The 17253-nt window shown below is 61.3% G+C and carries 15 protein-coding genes and 1 tRNA gene; 5 read left to right on the plus strand and 11 right to left on the minus strand.

All coding sequences use genetic code 11. From position 1 onward, the window contains the following. Positions 1–29 precede the first annotated feature (29 nt). The 4 genes from Q0859_RS02265 to Q0859_RS02280 form a co-directional block, all read right to left on the minus strand. Positions 30–1583, minus strand: coding sequence for a relaxase/mobilization nuclease domain-containing protein (locus tag Q0859_RS02265; protein WP_299147258.1), 1554 nt, complete (start codon positions 1581–1583; stop codon positions 30–32). Beyond that, a complete protein-coding gene (gene mobC, locus Q0859_RS02270) occupies positions 1577–2050 on the minus strand; it encodes a plasmid mobilization relaxosome protein MobC (RefSeq protein ID WP_299147259.1) in 474 nt (157 codons plus the stop codon). The genes Q0859_RS02265 and mobC overlap by 7 nt, the downstream gene beginning before the upstream one ends. Then, on the minus strand, positions 2047–2901 hold the full coding sequence (locus tag Q0859_RS02275) for a hypothetical protein (protein WP_299147260.1): 855 nt from the start codon (positions 2899–2901) through the stop codon (positions 2047–2049). The genes mobC and Q0859_RS02275 overlap by 4 nt, the downstream gene beginning before the upstream one ends. Before the next feature lie 155 nt (positions 2902–3056). Then, positions 3057–3133: transfer RNA gene (locus Q0859_RS02280), tRNA-Arg, on the minus strand. 130 nt (positions 3134–3263) lie between these two features. Here Q0859_RS02280 and Q0859_RS02285 point away from each other — a divergent pair. Genes Q0859_RS02285 through Q0859_RS02305 form a run of 5 tightly spaced genes read left to right on the plus strand, consistent with a single transcriptional unit; the run spans position 3264 to position 8085 of the window. Then, positions 3264–4310 (plus strand): LacI family DNA-binding transcriptional regulator, encoded by a 1047-nt coding sequence (locus tag Q0859_RS02285; RefSeq protein WP_299147262.1) that lies wholly within the window; start codon positions 3264–3266, stop codon positions 4308–4310. Beyond that, positions 4307–5515, plus strand: coding sequence for a crosslink repair DNA glycosylase YcaQ family protein (locus tag Q0859_RS02290; protein WP_299147263.1), 1209 nt, complete (start codon positions 4307–4309; stop codon positions 5513–5515). The genes Q0859_RS02285 and Q0859_RS02290 overlap by 4 nt, the downstream gene beginning before the upstream one ends. Before the next feature lie 42 nt (positions 5516–5557). Then, complete coding sequence (locus Q0859_RS02295; RefSeq protein WP_299147264.1) at positions 5558–6295, plus strand: carboxyltransferase domain-containing protein; 738 nt, start codon at positions 5558–5560, stop codon at positions 6293–6295. After that, a complete protein-coding gene (locus Q0859_RS02300; RefSeq protein WP_299147265.1) occupies positions 6292–7314 on the plus strand; it encodes a biotin-dependent carboxyltransferase family protein in 1023 nt (340 codons plus the stop codon). The genes Q0859_RS02295 and Q0859_RS02300 overlap by 4 nt, the downstream gene beginning before the upstream one ends. Positions 7315–7317: 3 nt before the next feature. Continuing rightward, positions 7318–8085 (plus strand): 5-oxoprolinase subunit PxpA, encoded by a 768-nt coding sequence (locus tag Q0859_RS02305; RefSeq protein WP_299147266.1) that lies wholly within the window; start codon positions 7318–7320, stop codon positions 8083–8085. A 35-nt stretch (positions 8086–8120) separates the two neighbouring features. Here the strand turns inward: Q0859_RS02305 and Q0859_RS02310 are convergent, their stop codons facing one another. The 7 genes from Q0859_RS02310 to Q0859_RS02340 form a co-directional block, all read right to left on the minus strand. Further along, a complete protein-coding gene (locus tag Q0859_RS02310; RefSeq protein ID WP_299147267.1) occupies positions 8121–10106 on the minus strand; it encodes a thiamine pyrophosphate-binding protein in 1986 nt (661 codons plus the stop codon). Beyond that, the gene (locus Q0859_RS02315) at positions 10103–11713 is read right to left on the minus strand and encodes a glutamate synthase-related protein (protein WP_299147268.1); all 1611 of its coding nucleotides are present in this window, start codon (positions 11711–11713) and stop codon (positions 10103–10105) included. Before Q0859_RS02315 ends, Q0859_RS02310 begins: the two co-directional genes overlap by 4 nt. Before the next feature lie 248 nt (positions 11714–11961). After that, the gene (locus tag Q0859_RS02320; RefSeq protein ID WP_299147269.1) at positions 11962–12960 is read right to left on the minus strand and encodes a Gfo/Idh/MocA family oxidoreductase; all 999 of its coding nucleotides are present in this window, start codon (positions 12958–12960) and stop codon (positions 11962–11964) included. Further along, a complete protein-coding gene (gene uxuA, locus Q0859_RS02325) occupies positions 12957–14150 on the minus strand; it encodes a mannonate dehydratase (protein WP_299147270.1) in 1194 nt (397 codons plus the stop codon). Before uxuA ends, Q0859_RS02320 begins: the two co-directional genes overlap by 4 nt. Beyond that, positions 14147–15190 (minus strand): Gfo/Idh/MocA family oxidoreductase, encoded by a 1044-nt coding sequence (locus Q0859_RS02330; RefSeq protein ID WP_299147271.1) that lies wholly within the window; start codon positions 15188–15190, stop codon positions 14147–14149. Before Q0859_RS02330 ends, uxuA begins: the two co-directional genes overlap by 4 nt. After that, the gene (locus Q0859_RS02335) at positions 15187–16194 is read right to left on the minus strand and encodes a Gfo/Idh/MocA family oxidoreductase (RefSeq protein WP_299147272.1); all 1008 of its coding nucleotides are present in this window, start codon (positions 16192–16194) and stop codon (positions 15187–15189) included. The genes Q0859_RS02330 and Q0859_RS02335 overlap by 4 nt, the downstream gene beginning before the upstream one ends. Then, positions 16191–17225: a Gfo/Idh/MocA family oxidoreductase gene (locus Q0859_RS02340; RefSeq protein ID WP_299147273.1), complete on the minus strand. Its 1035-nt coding sequence runs from the start codon at positions 17223–17225 to the stop codon at positions 16191–16193. Before Q0859_RS02340 ends, Q0859_RS02335 begins: the two co-directional genes overlap by 4 nt. Between the last annotated feature and the right edge of the window lie 28 nt (positions 17226–17253).

Below are 17253 nucleotides of genomic sequence, written 5' to 3' on the forward strand. Positions count from 1 at the left end.
GCCAACGCGGCGAGCCCGTAAGGCCAACCTCAATGCCGCAACCCCCGCTCCGCATGCGCTTCCTGGCTGTCTAGCTGTCCCTCAATCTCTCGGCGGCGGCTTTCGCTAAGGTCAAGCTCTGCTGCAAGCTCTCGTCCAGCGTCTTGTAGTTCGCCTCGTCGTTCAGCAATCCGCTCAAGGCCTGCATGGATGCGGCTTGTGAACGAATGAGCAAGGTCACGCAGTCTTTCAAGCCAGCCAGTTCCCTCTCGATCCTGCCGGTCGAGCGTGTCTCCAAGGCGGTCAAGTCCTTCGCGGAGGCCTCTGAGGCCGTCACCAACCGCTCGACGCAGGCGAGCAAGTCGCGTTCCAAGGCTGTCAGTTGGGTCATCTAGTTCTCCTCGATCCGAATGCAGGTGACATGTCTCTCGCCCATCGTGCAAGTCCTGAGCCGTGTCTTCGACGGGTCCAGGATCAGCCATGTCCCCCCGGGCCGTTCGATCCGTGTCAGGCCCAGTTCCGTCAGCTCCGAGCGGTTCAGATGCACCGTCCAGAAGAAGCTCGCGGCCATCATCGAGGCGATCCCTGTCACCAACATCGCCACGATCAGCCAGGGCGAGATCATCAGCCAAAGGCGGATCGATTTCAGCCGCGTCTCGAACAGGCGCGCCGTCTCGGTCTGAAAGCGGCGCGTATCGCTCGCGATGGTATGCTGCGCGGTGCCCACAATGTTCTTCAAATCGATCCTGAAGCTCTTGAGCTGGGACGAGATCGAGGCGACGTGTTCCTGTCTGATCTCGTCGAGCTCCGCGTTCAGTTTCTCGCTCAACCGGGTCGGCTTGCCAGTCTTCATGGAAAATCTCTCCTTTCAGCCGCCAGCGTTCGCCGGTCTCCGGATCGCGGGCGGTGATGTAGGCCTTGCCGGTCCGCGGCAGATCGAAGCCTGCGTCGGTGAGCGCCTCAATCATGGTCGCGCGGTCTGTGATCAGGCCCAAATCAATCTGGTCCAGTATCCAGGCGTGCAGCTCGTCCCGGCCCTGGGCGCGGGTCGGGGCCTCGATGGTGTCACGCACCTCCTGAGCGCGCTCCACGTCCATCGGGTCGGCCCAGCCGTGGCGCTGGTTCATCACGTCGCGCAGGCTGTCGTAGGCGTCCTGATATCCGGGCGGTGCAATGTTGAGGCTCTTGCCCGTCGTCAGCTCCAGGCGCGGCGTGCAGAAGTGAAGCTCGACCCGGCCTTCGTGGCGATGGCGGACCCAGAGCACCTCATATTGCTCAGGGTCCAGCCCCGCGAAGGCCAGCCGCTCGAACTGGTCCATGACCTCGGCCTGCTGGTCGTCGGTCGGGGCGTCGCTGTCGGCAAAGCTGATCACGCCCGCGCGGTAGGTCCAATGGTGGCGACTGGCATCGATCAGGGCCTCGGTGCGCTCGGGGTTGCCGCGCAGGACCTCGGGCAGCGGATCGCGTGTGACGGTCACTGGCTGGCCCTCTGCATCACGGATCAGGTCGCGATTGCCGTCATAGGCCAGCACACGCTCGGCCACGAGGTACCCGACCGGCCCCGCGCCCGCGCCCTTGCCATTGGGGAAGAACTTGATCAGCACCGCCGCGCCTCATCAAGGAGCGCGGCAAGCTGGCGTTCGATCACCACGAGGCGGCGGGCGACTGTGAGCGTGTCGAGGTCCGTGCGGCCGACCTTCATGGCGTGGTTCAGCCAGCGGGCGATCTGGTTGAGGTTGCCGCCGATGCGCCCGACGGCCAACACAAGCGCCGGATCGACGCGGGGCACGGGTTTGCGGCGACGCGCTTCCGTGAGGCCCAAAGCCTCGCGCAGAAGCGTCGAGGCAGGCAGGCCAGCGGCCTCGGCCTTGGCGCGCAGTAGGGCCTTCTCGGACGCGGTGCAGCGGAAGACGAAGGTCTCGGTCAGCGGCTCTTTGGCGGGGGTCTTGCCCCCGCCGGTGGGGTTCGAAGGGGAGGCGTGCCGCCCCTCGCAAGGTCCCGTGTCATCGGCGCAGCCGTATGACATGGGTCGCCTTGCTGTTTGCGCTTCGGTGGAATCAGGAATGCTCATGATCTGAGTCCTGCCGCCTGGATTTGTGCCTGCGTCACCAACTTAGCGGCCAGCAGTGCATCAACTTGGACCGACGTGATATGGCGGCAGAGCGGATGCTTGTCGGTCACCCAATTCGCCAAGCCTGCGAGCATCACCGCTTCCTTCGCCTTGGCCGCTTCTTTGCCTCTGGCGATGTCTTCGACGTAGGCCCGCCAGCGTCCCGACCTAAGCCAGTTGTCGGAGAAACAAACCTTCGAGCGGGTGAAGCCCGCGCTCTCAGTCGCATAGGCCTTCACAGCCTGCAACAGGTCCTCGACCTCTGTTCCGGCATCCAAGACGTCCCTGATCCGCCCGAGGCATTCAGTCTTTCCGCGCAACCGGTCGGGCGGATAGGAGGCCAAAATCTTCTCAGCTACTTCTTCCTCCGCCACCACGCGCTCGCGCGTAGGAGGTTTATGGATGGTTTTAGGATGGTTTGGGGGCCGTGGTGGCCCCGGTACCCCGGCCACTGTGGCCCCCGTTCCGGGTCCAGTCTGGACGGGGTCCACTGTGGCCCCCGTCTCGATCTCGGGTTCTGCGGTGAGTTCGAGCGCCTCGATCTTGGCCAAATCGATCCGGTAGACGACGGTGAATCCATTCTTGCAACCGCGCGCGCCGGTCTCGACCAGGATACCTTCCTTCAGGAACTCCCGGATCGTCCGCTTGACGGTGGTCTCTCCCAACTCCGTATGCCGCTGGATCGTCCCCTTTGAACACCAGATACCCGACCCATCATCCGACGCCTTGTCCGCCAGAAACATGATGATCTGCTTGCGTGTCGCACTCCCAAACTTTCGCTCCGCGCATGCATTCGCGACACGCCAGCTCATCGGATGGCCTCAAAAGCCGCACAGACGTGCGAATTTTGTACAGGTTTTGTACGAGATTTCGGTCGTTTTCGGGGAATTCGGCGGAAAACGAAACGGGCCTTTCTGCAGGCTCGGACAGAACCCCTTGCAAATAAGTCATATTTTTCAGGCAGTTTTGGCGACCCCGGCAGGATTCGAACCTGCAACCTGCCCCTTAGGAGGGGGCTGCTCTATCCAGTTGAGCCACGGGGCCGACTGCCCCCGGAGTTATCGCCTTGATCGCCCGTTGTCACCCTGTTCAACGCCACACCGCCACCGGGAATGCTTGAAATCCCTGCGTATTTGACGGTAACTCGGATCCATGACCTGTGTGAGGACTGAGCTTGACTGATCGCACCCAACGCCCGCTGACATTGCGGGATGTGTCTGCCGCCTCTGGCGTGTCGGAAATGACCGTAAGCCGGGTCTTGCGCAATCGCGGCGACGTGTCCGAGGCCACCCGCGCCAAGGTGCTGGAAGCGGCAAAAACCCTTGGCTACGTGCCCAATCAGATCGCAGGCTCGCTTGCCTCGCAACACGTCAATCTGGTGGCGGTCATTATCCCTTCCCTCAGCAATATGGTGTTCCCCGAAGTGTTGACGGGCATCAACCAGGTGCTTGAAAACTCGCCACTTCAGCCCGTGTTCGGCGTCACCGACTACATGCGCGACAAGGAAGAGCGGGTGCTTTACGAGATGCTGTCCTGGCGCCCCTCGGGGGTGATCATTGCGGGGCTTGAACACTCGGATGCAGCGCAGGCGATGTTGAAAAATGCCGGTATTCCAGTGGTTGAAATCATGGATACCGACGGCAACCCGGTCGACAATATGGTCGGCATTTCGCACCGGCAGGCGGGCCTTGATATGGCGCGCGCGATCCTCAAACAAGGCTATTCCCGGATCGGGTTCATGGGCACCTCCATGCCGCGCGACCACCGCGCCCGCAAACGCTTCGAAGGGCTGACAGAAGGGCTCGCCAAAGCGGGGATCGAGATTGAGGCGCGTGATTTTTACGAAGGCGGCTCGGCGCTCGCCAAAGGGCGCGAAATGACGGCTGCCATGCTGGACGCGAACCCGGACCTCGATTTTCTGTATTATTCCAATGATATGATCGGTGCGGGCGGGCTGCTGTACCTGCTGGACGAAGGGATCGACGTGCCGGGACAGATCGGGCTTGCCGGGTTCAACGGGGTCGAATTGCTGCAAGGGCTACCACGCCAATTGGCGACCACAGACGCATGTCGGCTTGAGATTGGCCGTGCGGCAGCGGACATCATCCTCGCGCATAACGACCCGGATGGCGACCACAGCCCCAAGCACACAACGCTGACCCCCAAGATCTCCTATGGCGACACGCTGCGCCGTCACATGCGTCAGCCCACCGGGTCGTGAGCCCCTTTACACTGACAAACGCGCAGGCGCGTCTCGTTTTTCTCGACCGTCACGCCTTGTCAGAGTCCCCTCAGGGGCCTGCGCACGGGACCGAGTTGCTCACCTTGATTGAACGTCTGGGGTTTGTGCAGCTCGACAGTATCAACACAGTCGCACGCGCCCACGATATGATCCTGTTTTCGCGCAAGCCCCGGTATCGACCAAAGGCCTTGAAGCGTCTTTATGAACAGGACCGGGTTCTGTTTGAACACTGGACCCACGATGCCGCCATGATCCCTGTGCGATTCTATCCTTACTGGCATATGCGTCGGTCTCGCGATGCCGCCCGTCTGCCCGAAAGGTGGTCAGAGTGGCGGCGCGAAGGGTTCGAAGCGAAGTTCGAACCCGTTCTCGACCGTATTCGAGATCGTGGGCCATGCTGTTCGGGCGATGTGGGCGAGGATGAAAAACGCAACTCCGGCGGGTGGTGGGATTGGCACCCCTCCAAGACTGCGCTGGAATATCTGTGGCGCAGTGGGGCCTTGCAGGTTGTGCGTCGTGAGGGATTTCAGAAATACTATGACCTGACCGAACGGGTCTTTGACCAGACCACTATTGGCAACGCCCCGGACGAAGCCGAAACCATCGACTGGTGCTGCCGCGAAGCACTGGATCGGTTGGGTTTTGCCACCCACGGCGAGTTAGCGGCATTCTGGGATCACATCTCTCCGGCAGAGGCCAAGGTCTGGTGCAGCGAGGCACTGGCCGCCGGGCGCATCATCCAAGTCAACGTCACAGGCATGGATGGAACTGCACGCCCCGCTTTTGCGCGGCCTGATCTGCCGGACGATCCCGGTTTGACCCTTGATCCCACCCCCCGCCTGCGCGTGCTCAGCCCCTTTGATCCGGCCTTACGCGACCGCAAGCGGGCCGAACGCCTGTTCGGATTCACCTACCGGATCGAGATTTTCGTACCAGAACCCAAGCGCACATACGGCTACTATGTCTTTCCGCTGATGGAAGGCGACAAACTGGTCGGGCGCATTGATATGAAGGCGTTTCGTGCGGACGACACTTTGCGGGTCCGCGCCCTGTGGCCCGAACGTGGGGTGCGGTGGGGCAAGGGTCGCCAGCGGAAACTAGAGGTGGAACTCGACCGCATGCTGCGCCTTGCCGGAGTCAACCAACTGGCATTTGACGATGGCTGGATGCGCGACCCTGTATGAACACCGATTGCACCGCCCGAAGGAAACGATAGATTGGCGGGTATGGAGACACTCCCTTTTTCCCCTTTGATCCGCTCGGTGGGTTTGACCGGTGTATTGGTCACATTCGGCGCGCGCGCCACGGACGAGGCCAATCGCGCCGCGATTGCGTTTCGCGGGGCGGTGGATGCGCTGGCATGGCCTGAAGTGGGCGAAAGCAGCAGCACTCTGGTGTCTGCATTTTTCCAGATCGATCTGTCCGCACATTCCTTTTCGATGATCCGTGACCGATTGGCCGACCTCCTCGCCAGCCGCGATTGGTCGGCCACGCCCCTGCCCAAGGGCCGCGCCCTGTGGACCATTCCGGCTGTATTTGGCGGAACCCGCGCCCCGCAATTCAACGAAGCCGCCGAGGCCGCAGGCCTGAGCGCAACACAGGCATTGGCGGACCTGACCCAGACCCGACTGCGTGTTCTGACGTTGGGATTTGCGCCCGGCCAGCCCTATCTGGGCATATTGGGCGCGGCATGGGACATTCCACGCCAAATCGGGCTGACCCCCAACGTGCCTGAAGGTGCCTTGGTTGCTGCGGTGCGGCAAGTCTGTTTGTTTGCCAAGGACACCCCGACCGGGTGGCGTCATGTGGGCCAGTCGGCCTTTGCCTGCTTTCGCCCCGACGCAGAGGTACCATTCCCCCTCGCACCGGGAGACGAGGTGCAATTTGCCGAGGTCTCCGTTGCCGAACTCGAACGGCTCGAAGCCCACGGGATCGACGGCGCGGAACGCACGGTGATCGCATGAGGGCGCTGATCGTGCATCAGGTCGGACCCGGCGTTGCCGTACAGGATTTGGGACGGCCCGGCTTTCTGGCTGTGGGCTTGACCCGCGGCGGTGCGGCGGATGTTTTGGCTCTGCACGAAGGGGCGACCCTGTTGGGCCAAAGCGTGGATCGCGCCGCGTTGGAGATGGTTGGCACCGGTGGTACCTTTGAGGCCAGCGAGGACATGCGCATCGCATTGACCGGGGCCGTGATGAGCGCGCAGATTGATGGCGAAACGGTGGCGTGGAATGCCAGCCATGCTGTGCCAAAAGGGGCGCGGCTGGTTGTCGGGCCGACACGATCCGGCGCATATGGCTATCTGCATGTGGGCGGCGGGTTTGAAACGGAACCAACGCTCGGGTCCCGCGCGACACATCAGTCCTGCGGGCTTGGGGCATTGATCACCGCAGGCCAAACCCTGCTGGTTGGCCAGGACAAAAGGCGCGATATCGGCATGACATTGGCCGTTCCCCCTCGCCTGTCGGGGGGTGTCGTGCGCATCGTACCATCCATGCAAACGATGGATTTTGATGCTGATATCCGCACAAGATTCGAAGCAACCACCTTTCGCCGTGACCCACGGGCCAACCGCCAGGGCATACGGCTGGACAGCAACGGGCCGGGTTTTTCCAACCCCAGCGCCCTCAGCATCGTCAGCGAAGTGATTGTGCCCGGTGACATCCAGATCACCGGGGACGGAACCCCGTTTGTGTTGATGGCCGAAAGCCAGACGACAGGCGGCTATCCACGGATCGGAACCGTCCTACCCTGCGATCTGCCAAGGGTTGCCCAAGCCCCGGCGGGGGCCGAATTGCAGTTCGAGTTTCTGGAGCTTGAGGCTGGGGCGCAAGTGCAGGCCCGCGCCAATGCCGATTGGGCGAAACTGCGCACGAGTGTGACGCCGCTGGTGCGCGATCCTGCGACGATGCAGGATCTGCTCAGTTATCAATTGGTCAGCGGTGCCGTCTCCGCGACCCACTCTGATCTGGACAAAGGATAAGCCATGTATGTCGATCTGAACGCCGATATGGGAGAGAGTTTTGGCCCGTGGACCATGGGCGATGATGCGGCCCTGCTGCGCACGGTGACATCCGCCAACATCGCCTGCGGGGCCCATGCCGGTGATCCCGATGTGATGGCCAAGACAATGAGTATTGCGCTGGAACAAGGCGTGGGGATCGGATCACATCCGGGCTTTGCCGACATTCAGGGGTTCGGGCGGCGGCGCATCGACATGCCGCTGGCCTCTTTACAGAACTCGATCCGCTGTCAGGTGGGCGCGACATTGGGCATGGCGCGGGCCTTGGGGGCCGAGGTGCGGCATATCAAATTGCACGGCGCGCTTGGCAACATGACCTCCGAAGACGAGGATATGGCGCGGGGCTGTTACGAGGCGGCATTATCCGCGCACCCGGATGCGATTGTAATGGTGCTGGCCGCGACAGCGCAGGAACGCGCGGCGCGCGCGTTGGGCGCGCGTTTTGCCTGCGAAATCTTTGCGGACCGGGCTTACAACTCGGATGCCACCCTAGTCGATCGGCGCAAGCCCGGCGCGGTGATCCATGACGCGGATCTGGCCGGCAAACGGATGGTCGAGATGGTCAAGGCCCAAGCCATCATCACCGAAGACGGTACCCGCATCGACACCCCCATCGACAGCATTTGCTGTCACGGTGACACGCCCGAAGCCGTCGATATCGCAGCCTCCGTGCGCCGCACGCTCGAGGCCGAGGGGATTACCGTGCGCAAGTTCGAGGGACGCACGGGCTAAGACGTAAGGCGGAGGTGTCCTCCGCCAATCCGCCCTCAGACCAGATCGGCGTCGGTCATAATCTCGACCAGCGCAGGCCCATCCACATCCAATGCCTTTTGCAAGGCCGCTTCAACCGCGTCCGAGGACACGACCTTTTCCCCATGCGCGCCGCAAATCTTGGCGAAGGCGGCAAAGGAGGGGTTGTGCAGATCGGTTTCCCAGACCGGCCATTCGCCTGATTTCTGCTCCTTAGTGATCTTGCCCAGCTGACCGTTGTGCAGCAGCACATGGGTGATATCCATGCCGTATTTCACTGCCGTGGTCAGCTCCATCGGGTACTGCCCAAAGCCGCCATCGCCCGAGATCGAGATCACCTTGCGCCCCTTCAGCCACTCGAAATCCTGCGTGGCAGCCCATGCGCCCATGGCCGCAGGAAAGCCAAAGCCGATGGACCCCAAATAGCCCGACATCAGCACCCGCTGGCCCTTGGTTTCAAAGTAGCGCCCAAAGGAATAGGTGTTGTTGCCCACGTCCACCGCGATGATTGAGTCGGCAGGCGCGACTTTCGACAGTGCATCGAAGATGGCAAAGGCGTGGATGCCTTTCTCGGTCTCCTCGGCCATGCGCGCGTGTTTCTCACGCCGCCAGATGTCCCACCGCTCCGCCAATTCGCTGACCTGATCAGGCGCATCAGCAGGGCGTTTGAGTGCGGGTACGACCGCCTCGCAGAATGCCCCGATCTCACCCCAGATCGGCAGCTCAACCGGGTGGAATTTACCCAACTGCATCCGCTCGTAATCTACCTGAATGATGGGTTTGGATTTCTCGATCCCTGTATGGTTGGAAAAGGATGTGCCAAGCGTCAGGATCAAGTCCGCCTCGTTCATAAACCATGACGCAATAGGCGTACCAGACCGCCCCAGCACACCTCCGGCCAATGGGTGATCGTCCGCGATCAACCCCTTGCCCTTGAATGTGGTCAGCACAGGCGCACCAAGCTTCTCGGCCAACGTCGTGATCGCCTCCATATGATCCCACGCGCCATAGCCGATCACGAGAATAGGCCGTTTTGCGCCGTTCAGCATCTTGGCCGCGTCCGCCACGTCCTCGTCAGATGGTTTCACAACCGTCCGACCCATCCGTCCGTCAGGCGTGCTGGCTGGCGCGTCCGAAGCGTTGGTCTGCATATCATCGGGAAAGATCAGATGCGCCACGTCCTGCTGCACCAGCGCGTTCTTCATCGCCAGCGACACAAGCTCGGAATGGTTCGAGGTGCTCAGCACCGTCTGGCTGAACTTCGTCACCGCATCAAAGGCCGAGGCCAGGTCGATATCCTGAAACGCACCAGGACCAAACACTTGCGTCTGGACCTGTCCAGTCAGGGCCAACACCGGCGCGCGGTCCACCTTGGCATCCCATAGACCAGTCAACAGGTTGGTAGCACCGGGGCCTGCGATGGTCAGGCAGGCGGCAGGATGGCCCGTCAGCTTGCCATAGGCTGATGCGGCAAAGGCCGCGGCCCCCTCGTGCCGGATGCCCACATAGTTCATCTCACCCGCTTCAACGCGCATCCGGATCGCATCCGCCAGCCCGAGATTCGAGTGACCCACCATACCAAAGACGTGTTTGATCCCCCAGTTGACCATGCTTTCAGCCATTTGGTCAGACACAGTGCGCTCGTGCGGTGGTTCAGGCTCAAGACCCACAAAAATCTCGTCACCATCGATCTTGATCGGATAGATCGTCTGCCCGCTATCTTCATGCCCGCCGGGAGGGGCACCCGTCAGCGGATCAAAATCCCACCCATGCCATGGACAGCGGATCCAGCATTTGCCGCCCTCGCCCCGTTCAATCGACCCTTCACCCAAAGGACCCCGCTGGTGGGGGCAGTGATTGTCCATCGCCGCCCACTGCCCGTCAAAGTGCGACAGGCAAATCGACGTCGTGCGCGCCGTCACAGTCTTTACGCGCCCCTCGGGTAAGTCGCCCGTGTGCCCCACGCTGATCCAATCCAGTGTGCCAGTGTCCGTGTCGCTCATGTTACTCCTCCAAAGGGCACACCCGAAATGTCGGACATGTCCTTTTTCCATGTGGTCAAGTCGTCGATGTTGAATTTGTTGAGGTGATCATGCCCACAGGCGCGCGCCATCACCTGCATCAGCTCGGTACTTGCCTCAAAGAAGTTGGCAAGCTGGCGGGCCGATTTCTCGACAATCAGGCGATTGACCAAATGCGGCTTCTGGCTCGCGATCCCGACCGGGCAATTGTTGGTGTGGCAGGCGCGCATGGCCAAACATCCGATGGCTTGCATGGCCGAATTCGACAGCGCAATCGCATCCGCACCCAAGGCCAGCGCCTTGATGAAATCCGCGGGTTTGCGCAAGCCCCCTGTAATGACAAGGCTCACATCGTGCCGCTCCAGCCGGTCAAGATGGGCACGGGCGCGGGCCAGTGCGGGGATCGTAGGCACCGAGATATTGTCGCGAAAGATCGTGGGCGCGGCACCTGTACCGCCGCCGCGCCCATCAAGGATGATGTAATCAACGCCCACAACCAACGCCGCATCAATGTCCTTTTCGATGTGCTGCGCGCTCAGCTTGTAGCCGATGGGAATGCCGCCCGTACGCTCGCGCACCTCATCGGCAAAGTCCCTGATCTGCGCCGGATCGCTCCAGTCCGGAAAACGTGCGGGTGAAATGGCCGCTTCGCCCTCTTCCAGCCCACGCACCTCGGCGATTTTTGCGTTGACCTTGTGGCCAGGCAAATGCCCGCCCGTTCCTGTTTTCGCTGCCTGCCCACCTTTGAAATGGAAGGCCTGCACTTTGGCGACCTTGTCCCAACTGAACCCAAACCGGGCCGAGGCGAGTTCGTAGAAATACCTGGAATTGGCATCCTGCTCTTCGGGCAGCATGCCGCCTTCGCCCGAACAAATGCCAGTGCCTGCAATCTGTGCGCCACGTGCCAATGCAATCTTGGCCGGTTCGGACAGCGCGCCATAGGACATATCTGACACAAACAGCGGAATATCGAGGCGGAGCGGTTTTTTGGCATTGGGCCCAATGATCACTTCGGTGCCCACGGCATCATCATCCAGCAGCGGCGGCTTGTGCAATTGCGCGGTCAGCAATTGGATATCGTCCCAGTCAGGCAATTCAAGGCGCGACACCCCCATCGCATCCACCACACCGTGATGCCCGGTTTTGGACAGACCATCGCGGGCGTATTGCTGGATCAGACCTGTGTAGGGTTCCTCCTGCGCTCCTTTGGAAGGGTCGGCATAAAGGCCCAGATAGGCGTCGCGGCTGTAGGGTTGCGGGTTCTCGAAACCCCATTGCTTGATCTCATCCGCATCAACGCAAATGTCGTCGCCATCCACCCACGATTTGAACTTGGGCAACGCCTCATTGTTGGCATATTCACTGACGCCGCTGTCGAGGCGATAGTCCCAATCGTGCACCCCGCAGATCAGGTTGTTGCCTCGCACAAACCCGTCCGCCATAAGTGCGCCTCTGTGCAGACAGCGCCCGTAAAAGACCGAGATATCATCGTCAAAGCGCACCACCACCAGATCGACTTCACCCACAATGGCATAGGCAGGTGTTCGATCGGCCAGCTTGGACAGCTGCGCCACAATTTCTTTTGTCATCAATAGGTCCTGAATTTCGAGTTGGGCTCAGGATTGCATAGCGAAGCATAGAAAGCACCTCTCAATTCCTGCCGTGACAGCGATGGCAAAAGTTGGCTTGGGGTATTCGCGGGCCACCAAGGGTGTAGATCACTGTCGCCGTGGTCCAACACCGTCTTGATATCAAAAAGCAGGTCATGGGATGTCAGATATGTGCGCAAAAAACTGTGCCCTTGCTCACCAACTCGTGATGCGCGACGGCGCAGATTTTACCCCACTTCGGCCATCTGCCCGGTCCGTGCAGCCGTTTTAATCGCCTCAATCACCTGCACGGCGCGCAGCCCATCCGCCGCACTCACAAGCGGTTGCGCCCGTCCTTTGATCACATCTGCAAAGTGGGCGATTTGCGCGGACAGCGCATCAGCCAGGGGCAATGGCACGCGGGTTTGCGTAATCGGTGCCCACCAGTCGGGCCCTCCCTCTTGCGACCAGACCGTCAGGTTGGGCAGCGCCAACGACCCGCGCGTGCCGCCGATCACATAGCTGGACTGGTCCGTCTTGGGGTATGCTGGATTTTCCCCCGCGGTCAGCTCCCAACTCCATGGGCCAAGGGCCACATCCGACAGGTTCAACGTGCCCAACATACCGGATGCGAATTTGACAATCGCCACGCTGACTTCTTCGGCGTTCGTGCCACGCACCACATTGCTTTCGAAAGCATGGACGGTGGTGATCGGCCCACACAGATGCATCAGGACATCAACGTCATGGATCAGGTTGATAAAGAGCGGACCCGCGCCCGCACCCTGCCGCCACGCAGCGGCAAAATAGTGATCCGGTTTGGGGAGCCAACACTGCCCATGCAAGGTCGTCAGCATGCCAAGCTGGCCCGACGCGATGATCTCCTTGGCTTTGGCAATCAGCGGGTTGTGGCGGCGATGATGCCCCACAAGGATCGGCACATCGCCCGCTGCCGCGACAAGTTCAGCCCCTTCGGCAGCGGTGCTTGTCAGCGGTTTTTCGATCAACATGGGGCAGTCCGCATCGATCAGCGTTTTGGCCAGCGTCGCGTGCAGCGCGTTTGGGACGGCAAGGATCACCCCGTCCGACATTGACGCCAGATCGCCAAGCGTGTCAGCGATGGGCCACGGGCTGTCCTTGACACCCGGATCAAGCACCGCCGACAAGGTAACGCCCGGTGTGCGTTCAATCGCCGCGATATGCTGTTTGCCGATCAGTCCGATCCCGGCCACTCCAATGCGGATCATGCGATATCTCCCTTGAGGGCGGCCATGATCCCTCGCAACTCGGCCAGACCGCGCATGCGCCCGATCAACGGATAGCCGGGCAGGCTGTCGCGGCCCCGATCGTCCAGGAGTTCCTGACCGTGATCAGGACGCATCGGGATCGCATGATCTTCGCATCCTTCCGCCCGTCGACGCGCCTCTTCCTTCATCAACGCGCGCAAAGCAGCGACCATATCAGTGTCGCCTTCAAGGTGGGCCGCTTCGAAAAAGCCGGGTCGATCCGGGTCGGGCGAGGGCAACCGCTTGGTGTTGCGCAAGTGGGCGAAATGGATCCGGGGGCCAAGGCGGGTCACGAAATCCACTACCTCAAACTGAGGGGCTACCCCAAGTGACCCCGTGCACAGAGTTGCTCCATTGGCTGGGGTATCCACCGCATTCAGCGCGATCTCATAATCCGTCGTCGAAGACATGACCCGCGGCAATCCCAATAGGGAAAACGGTGGGTCATCAGGGTGGCAACACAAACGAAGCCCCAGCGTCTCGGCCAACGGTGCCACCTCACCCAGAAAGTCGATCAGGTTCTGGCGCAGTTGGGCCGCTGATATCCCGGCATAGCTCGCCAATCGCGTGCGCACATCCTCCAGCGTCCAGCCGTCATTTGCGCCTGGCAAACCAGCGATAACCGTGTGGGTCAGATTGGCCTTGGCCGCGTCATCCATGGCTACAAACGCAGACTTGGCGGCCTCTTGCACCGCCACGTTGTAGTCCTCCGCGGCACCGTTCCGTTTGAGAATGTGCAGATCAAATGCTGCAAATACGGCCAGATCGAACAACATCGCTGTGCCACCATGGGGTTGCGGCGCGTGGGTCTGGGTACGGGTCCAATCGAGGATCGGCATGAAGTTATAGCAAATCGTGCGCACACCTTGGTCGGCCAGTGCGCGCATGCTGGATTTGTAGTGCATCAGGTGGTCGGCCATGTCAGGGCCTTGGGTCTTGATGGCCTCCGACACCGGCAGGCTTTCGACCACCTCCCACGTGAGACCGACACGTTCTATCATCCCCTTGCGCGCGGCAATCGCATCTGCGGGCCATGGCGCGCCCGGCGCAAAGCCGTGCAATGCGGTAACAACCCCGGTAGCCCCGACCTGGGGCAGATCGGAAAGTTGCGTGGGATCGTCCGGGCCAAACCAGCGCCAACACTCGATCATGGCTGCCATCCTGTGTGCAAAGGGTGATCGGGATCGAGCGGCAGCGCAACAGGTGTGCCACTGCGATGCGACGCGTAAATCGCCGTGACCAAAGCGATCGAGGCCGCACCGTCCTCAAAACTCACGGCGGTATTGGGTTGATCGCTCAGCACCTTTTGAACCTCACTCAGAAAACCGGCGAACCCCGCGGGGCCCGTTGGGGTCGCCGAAACAACCGCATCGATCTGCGCCTGTTTTGCCGGATCGCGTGCGGTGAACGTCCATGCCCCCTGCCCTGGCGCATACGGGTTCGTATCCGAAGTTGCGGTCAAATGCTCATAGACGAACCGCAGCCGCGTTTCGTCCCGCGCATGTCCCAATGTAACCGAGCTTGTCGCCAGCGCACCGCCCTCCAACTCGAATATAAGCGCGGCGGAGTCCTCGGTATCGATCGGGTTCACAATCGTGTTCAGTCGGGCGATTACGCGGGTGATCGGTGCCATGAAATGAGCGAGCAAATCATGCGCATGGATCGCATGGCCCAGCACCGCGCCTCCTTGTTCACCCGCCCATGTGCCACGCCACGGAACCTCGTAGTAATCCGCCCCCCGGTTCCAATGCGTCTCAAGGGATGCGGCGCGCGGTGCGCCTGTCAGCCCTGCATCCTTCAAGGCGCGCAACTGATCGAACGCTGGCCCAAAGCGGTACTGGAACACCGGAAAGATATGGCGCTTGGCCCGCTCCATCGCGTCGCGCAGGGTGTCGATATCGGCCATGGAAGTCGCAAGGGGCTTCTCGCAAATCACGTGTTTTCCGACAGCAAGCGCCTTGAGCGCGATGGGCACATGCAAGTGAGGCGGCAGGCAGATATCGATCAGGCCCACATCGGCAGATATCGCCTGATCCACATCCGCAAGGGCCACGATGCTGTCACCGCACAAGGCGGCGCGGCGGTCCGGATCCTGATCCACCAGATGGGTGACCTTGAACCCGGACAGCCCTTGGTAGGCCTCAAGATGCTGGGCCCCGATCCCGCCGCCCAAGATCGCGACGCGGATCACGCCGCACCTGCTTCGGCCATGGCTTGCGCATGCAGCGCAAGGTCCATCACGTTAAAGCAATGGGTCTGGGTCATCGCGGTTTCGGTGCGGTGGGCAATATCATGCGCCAGCCGTTTGAAATAAGGCAACCCGGCACCACGCGCATCAATGACTTCGCACCTGTCGTCATTCACCAGCACGAGGCTGTCGGTCCCGACCCGTCCACCGACATCGACGTATTTGCGCAATTCGATATAACCCTTCGTCCCCAAAAGGGTCAGCCGCCCATCGCCCCAGTTTGGCAACGCATCCGGGGTATACCAATCCACCCGAATATACCCCGAGGCATGGGCCGACCGCAGCGCGATCTCTCCGAAATCCTGTAGGCCTGGGTCCTTGGGATTGGCGTGGTTCGCGGCATGCGCCATAGTGATCTGTGCCGTCTCTGACCCTGTGAAATGCAGGAATTGATCGATCTGATGTGATCCAATATCGACTAGTACGCCTCCGTATTTTTCGCGATCAAAGAACCAATCAGGACGGGTCTGTCGGTTCAGCCTGTGCGGCCCGAGCCCGGTGGTATGAACGACGTGGCCAATGGCCCCATCCCGGACCAGTTGATCCGCAAGTGTGACGCACGGCACCTCGAACCGTTCAGAGAAGTTGATGGACCAGATGCGCCCGGTTTCAGCTACAGCCGCTTTGATCTGATCAAGCTGGCGTTGCGTCGTGCATCCCGGCTTGTCGGTCATAACGTCATGACCGGTCTGCATCGCGCGTACGGCAAGCGCGGCGCGATCCGCCGGAATGGTCGAAATCAGCGCCAGATCAGCGCCAGTACCCAATGCGGCCTCAAGGGTGTCAAACCTATGCAAATCCGGGAAGCGTTCAACATATCCGGCAAGTGGTTGGGGGGTGCCTCGCGTCCAATACCCAAGGCACCTGCCCCCGATCCGCGCCATGTTTTCGGTCATGCCGTAGATGTGGCGGTGATCCAGTCCTAGCGCGACAAAGGCGAGGGTCATCGGGCGACCTCGACGCGTGCGTGGCTGCGGCTGGCCTGTTCCATGGCGTCGATAACGGCGTGGACGTGCAGCGCCTCCGACGGCGGCGCGATAGGCGCGCGATCGCTGCGCAGCGCATCGGCGAAATCCTCGATCAGTGCCTGATGCCAGCCATGTGTGAACGCCATGGGGTCCGCACCGCCCCCTGTGGCCCCAGTGTCGGGCGTTGTCGCGTCCTCGCGTCCGTCATGCCAATGAATGCGCAGGTGATCGCCCTGCAAAGTGACCTGCGCTTTGGTCGTGGTCAGTGTGATCGTCTCGGCAGTGCCGGGAAAAGCCGTTGTTGCCGCGCTCAACACACCCGACGCACCAGAGGCGAATGTGAGAAGGGCGGTGGCGATATCCTCCCCCTCCATCCGGTGCAACGGACTGGTTTGCATATGCGCCTGAAGGTGGGTGACAGGCCCCGCCAACCACAGCCCCAGGTCAAGGGTGTGGATGGCCTGATTGATCATCACGCCACCGCCGTCGCGCGCATATGTGCCCCGCCCCGGCGCATCATAATAGGTCTGGTCACGCCACCACGGCACGCGCATATCGACGTGGATGATCTCACCGAGGTCGCCGCTGATGATTTGCGATTTCAGAGTTTGAACCGCTGCCCTTGTCCGCAGTTGGAAACAGACACCCAATGGCACCTCCGCCCGCGCGTAGATCGCCGCGATTTCCTTGGCCGCCCCCAGTGTGCGTTCGACCGGCTTTTCCATCAACGTGGGAACACCAGAGGTGCTGAGGGCATTGGCATAGTCCGCACGCACATTTGGCGGCGTGATCAGGATCGCAATATCGGGTGCGTCCTGCAACGCAGCCTCAGTCGAGCCGTAGGCCGACACGGCGTACCCGAGCGTGTCCTCCGCCTGCGCACAAAACGCCTGCGTACGGTCGATATCCCGCCCCAGAACCCCGGCCAGCGTCAGCCCCGCAGTGTTGTCCCGCAACGCCAATACATGCGTCTGCGCGACCATCCCCATCCCGATCAGCAAAACCTTCATCGACGTCCTCCACAACCCAGATTGGCGG

Origin of the sequence: uncultured Tateyamaria sp. (assembly GCF_947497045.1) — a bacterium.
Lineage (GTDB): Bacteria > Pseudomonadota > Alphaproteobacteria > Rhodobacterales > Rhodobacteraceae > Tateyamaria.

Coding starts and splice junctions, on each gene's coding strand:
- mobC (WP_299147259.1), bottom strand. CDS start 2,050: ATGAGCATTCCTGATTCCACCGAAGCGCAAACAGCAAGGCGACCCATG.
- Q0859_RS02275 (WP_299147260.1), bottom strand. CDS start 2,901: ATGAGCTGGCGTGTCGCGAATGCATGCGCGGAGCGAAAGTTTGGGAGT.
- Q0859_RS02295 (WP_299147264.1), top strand. CDS start 5,558: ATGGAGACACTCCCTTTTTCCCCTTTGATCCGCTCGGTGGGTTTGACC.
- Q0859_RS02300 (WP_299147265.1), top strand. CDS start 6,292: ATGAGGGCGCTGATCGTGCATCAGGTCGGACCCGGCGTTGCCGTACAG.
- Q0859_RS02305 (WP_299147266.1), top strand. CDS start 7,318: ATGTATGTCGATCTGAACGCCGATATGGGAGAGAGTTTTGGCCCGTGG.
- Q0859_RS02310 (WP_299147267.1), bottom strand. CDS start 10,106: ATGAGCGACACGGACACTGGCACACTGGATTGGATCAGCGTGGGGCAC.
- Q0859_RS02315 (WP_299147268.1), bottom strand. CDS start 11,713: ATGACAAAAGAAATTGTGGCGCAGCTGTCCAAGCTGGCCGATCGAACA.
- Q0859_RS02320 (WP_299147269.1), bottom strand. CDS start 12,960: ATGATCCGCATTGGAGTGGCCGGGATCGGACTGATCGGCAAACAGCAT.
- uxuA (WP_299147270.1), bottom strand. CDS start 14,150: ATGATCGAGTGTTGGCGCTGGTTTGGCCCGGACGATCCCACGCAACTT.
- Q0859_RS02335 (WP_299147272.1), bottom strand. CDS start 16,194: ATGACCCTCGCCTTTGTCGCGCTAGGACTGGATCACCGCCACATCTAC.
- Q0859_RS02340 (WP_299147273.1), bottom strand. CDS start 17,225: ATGAAGGTTTTGCTGATCGGGATGGGGATGGTCGCGCAGACGCATGTA.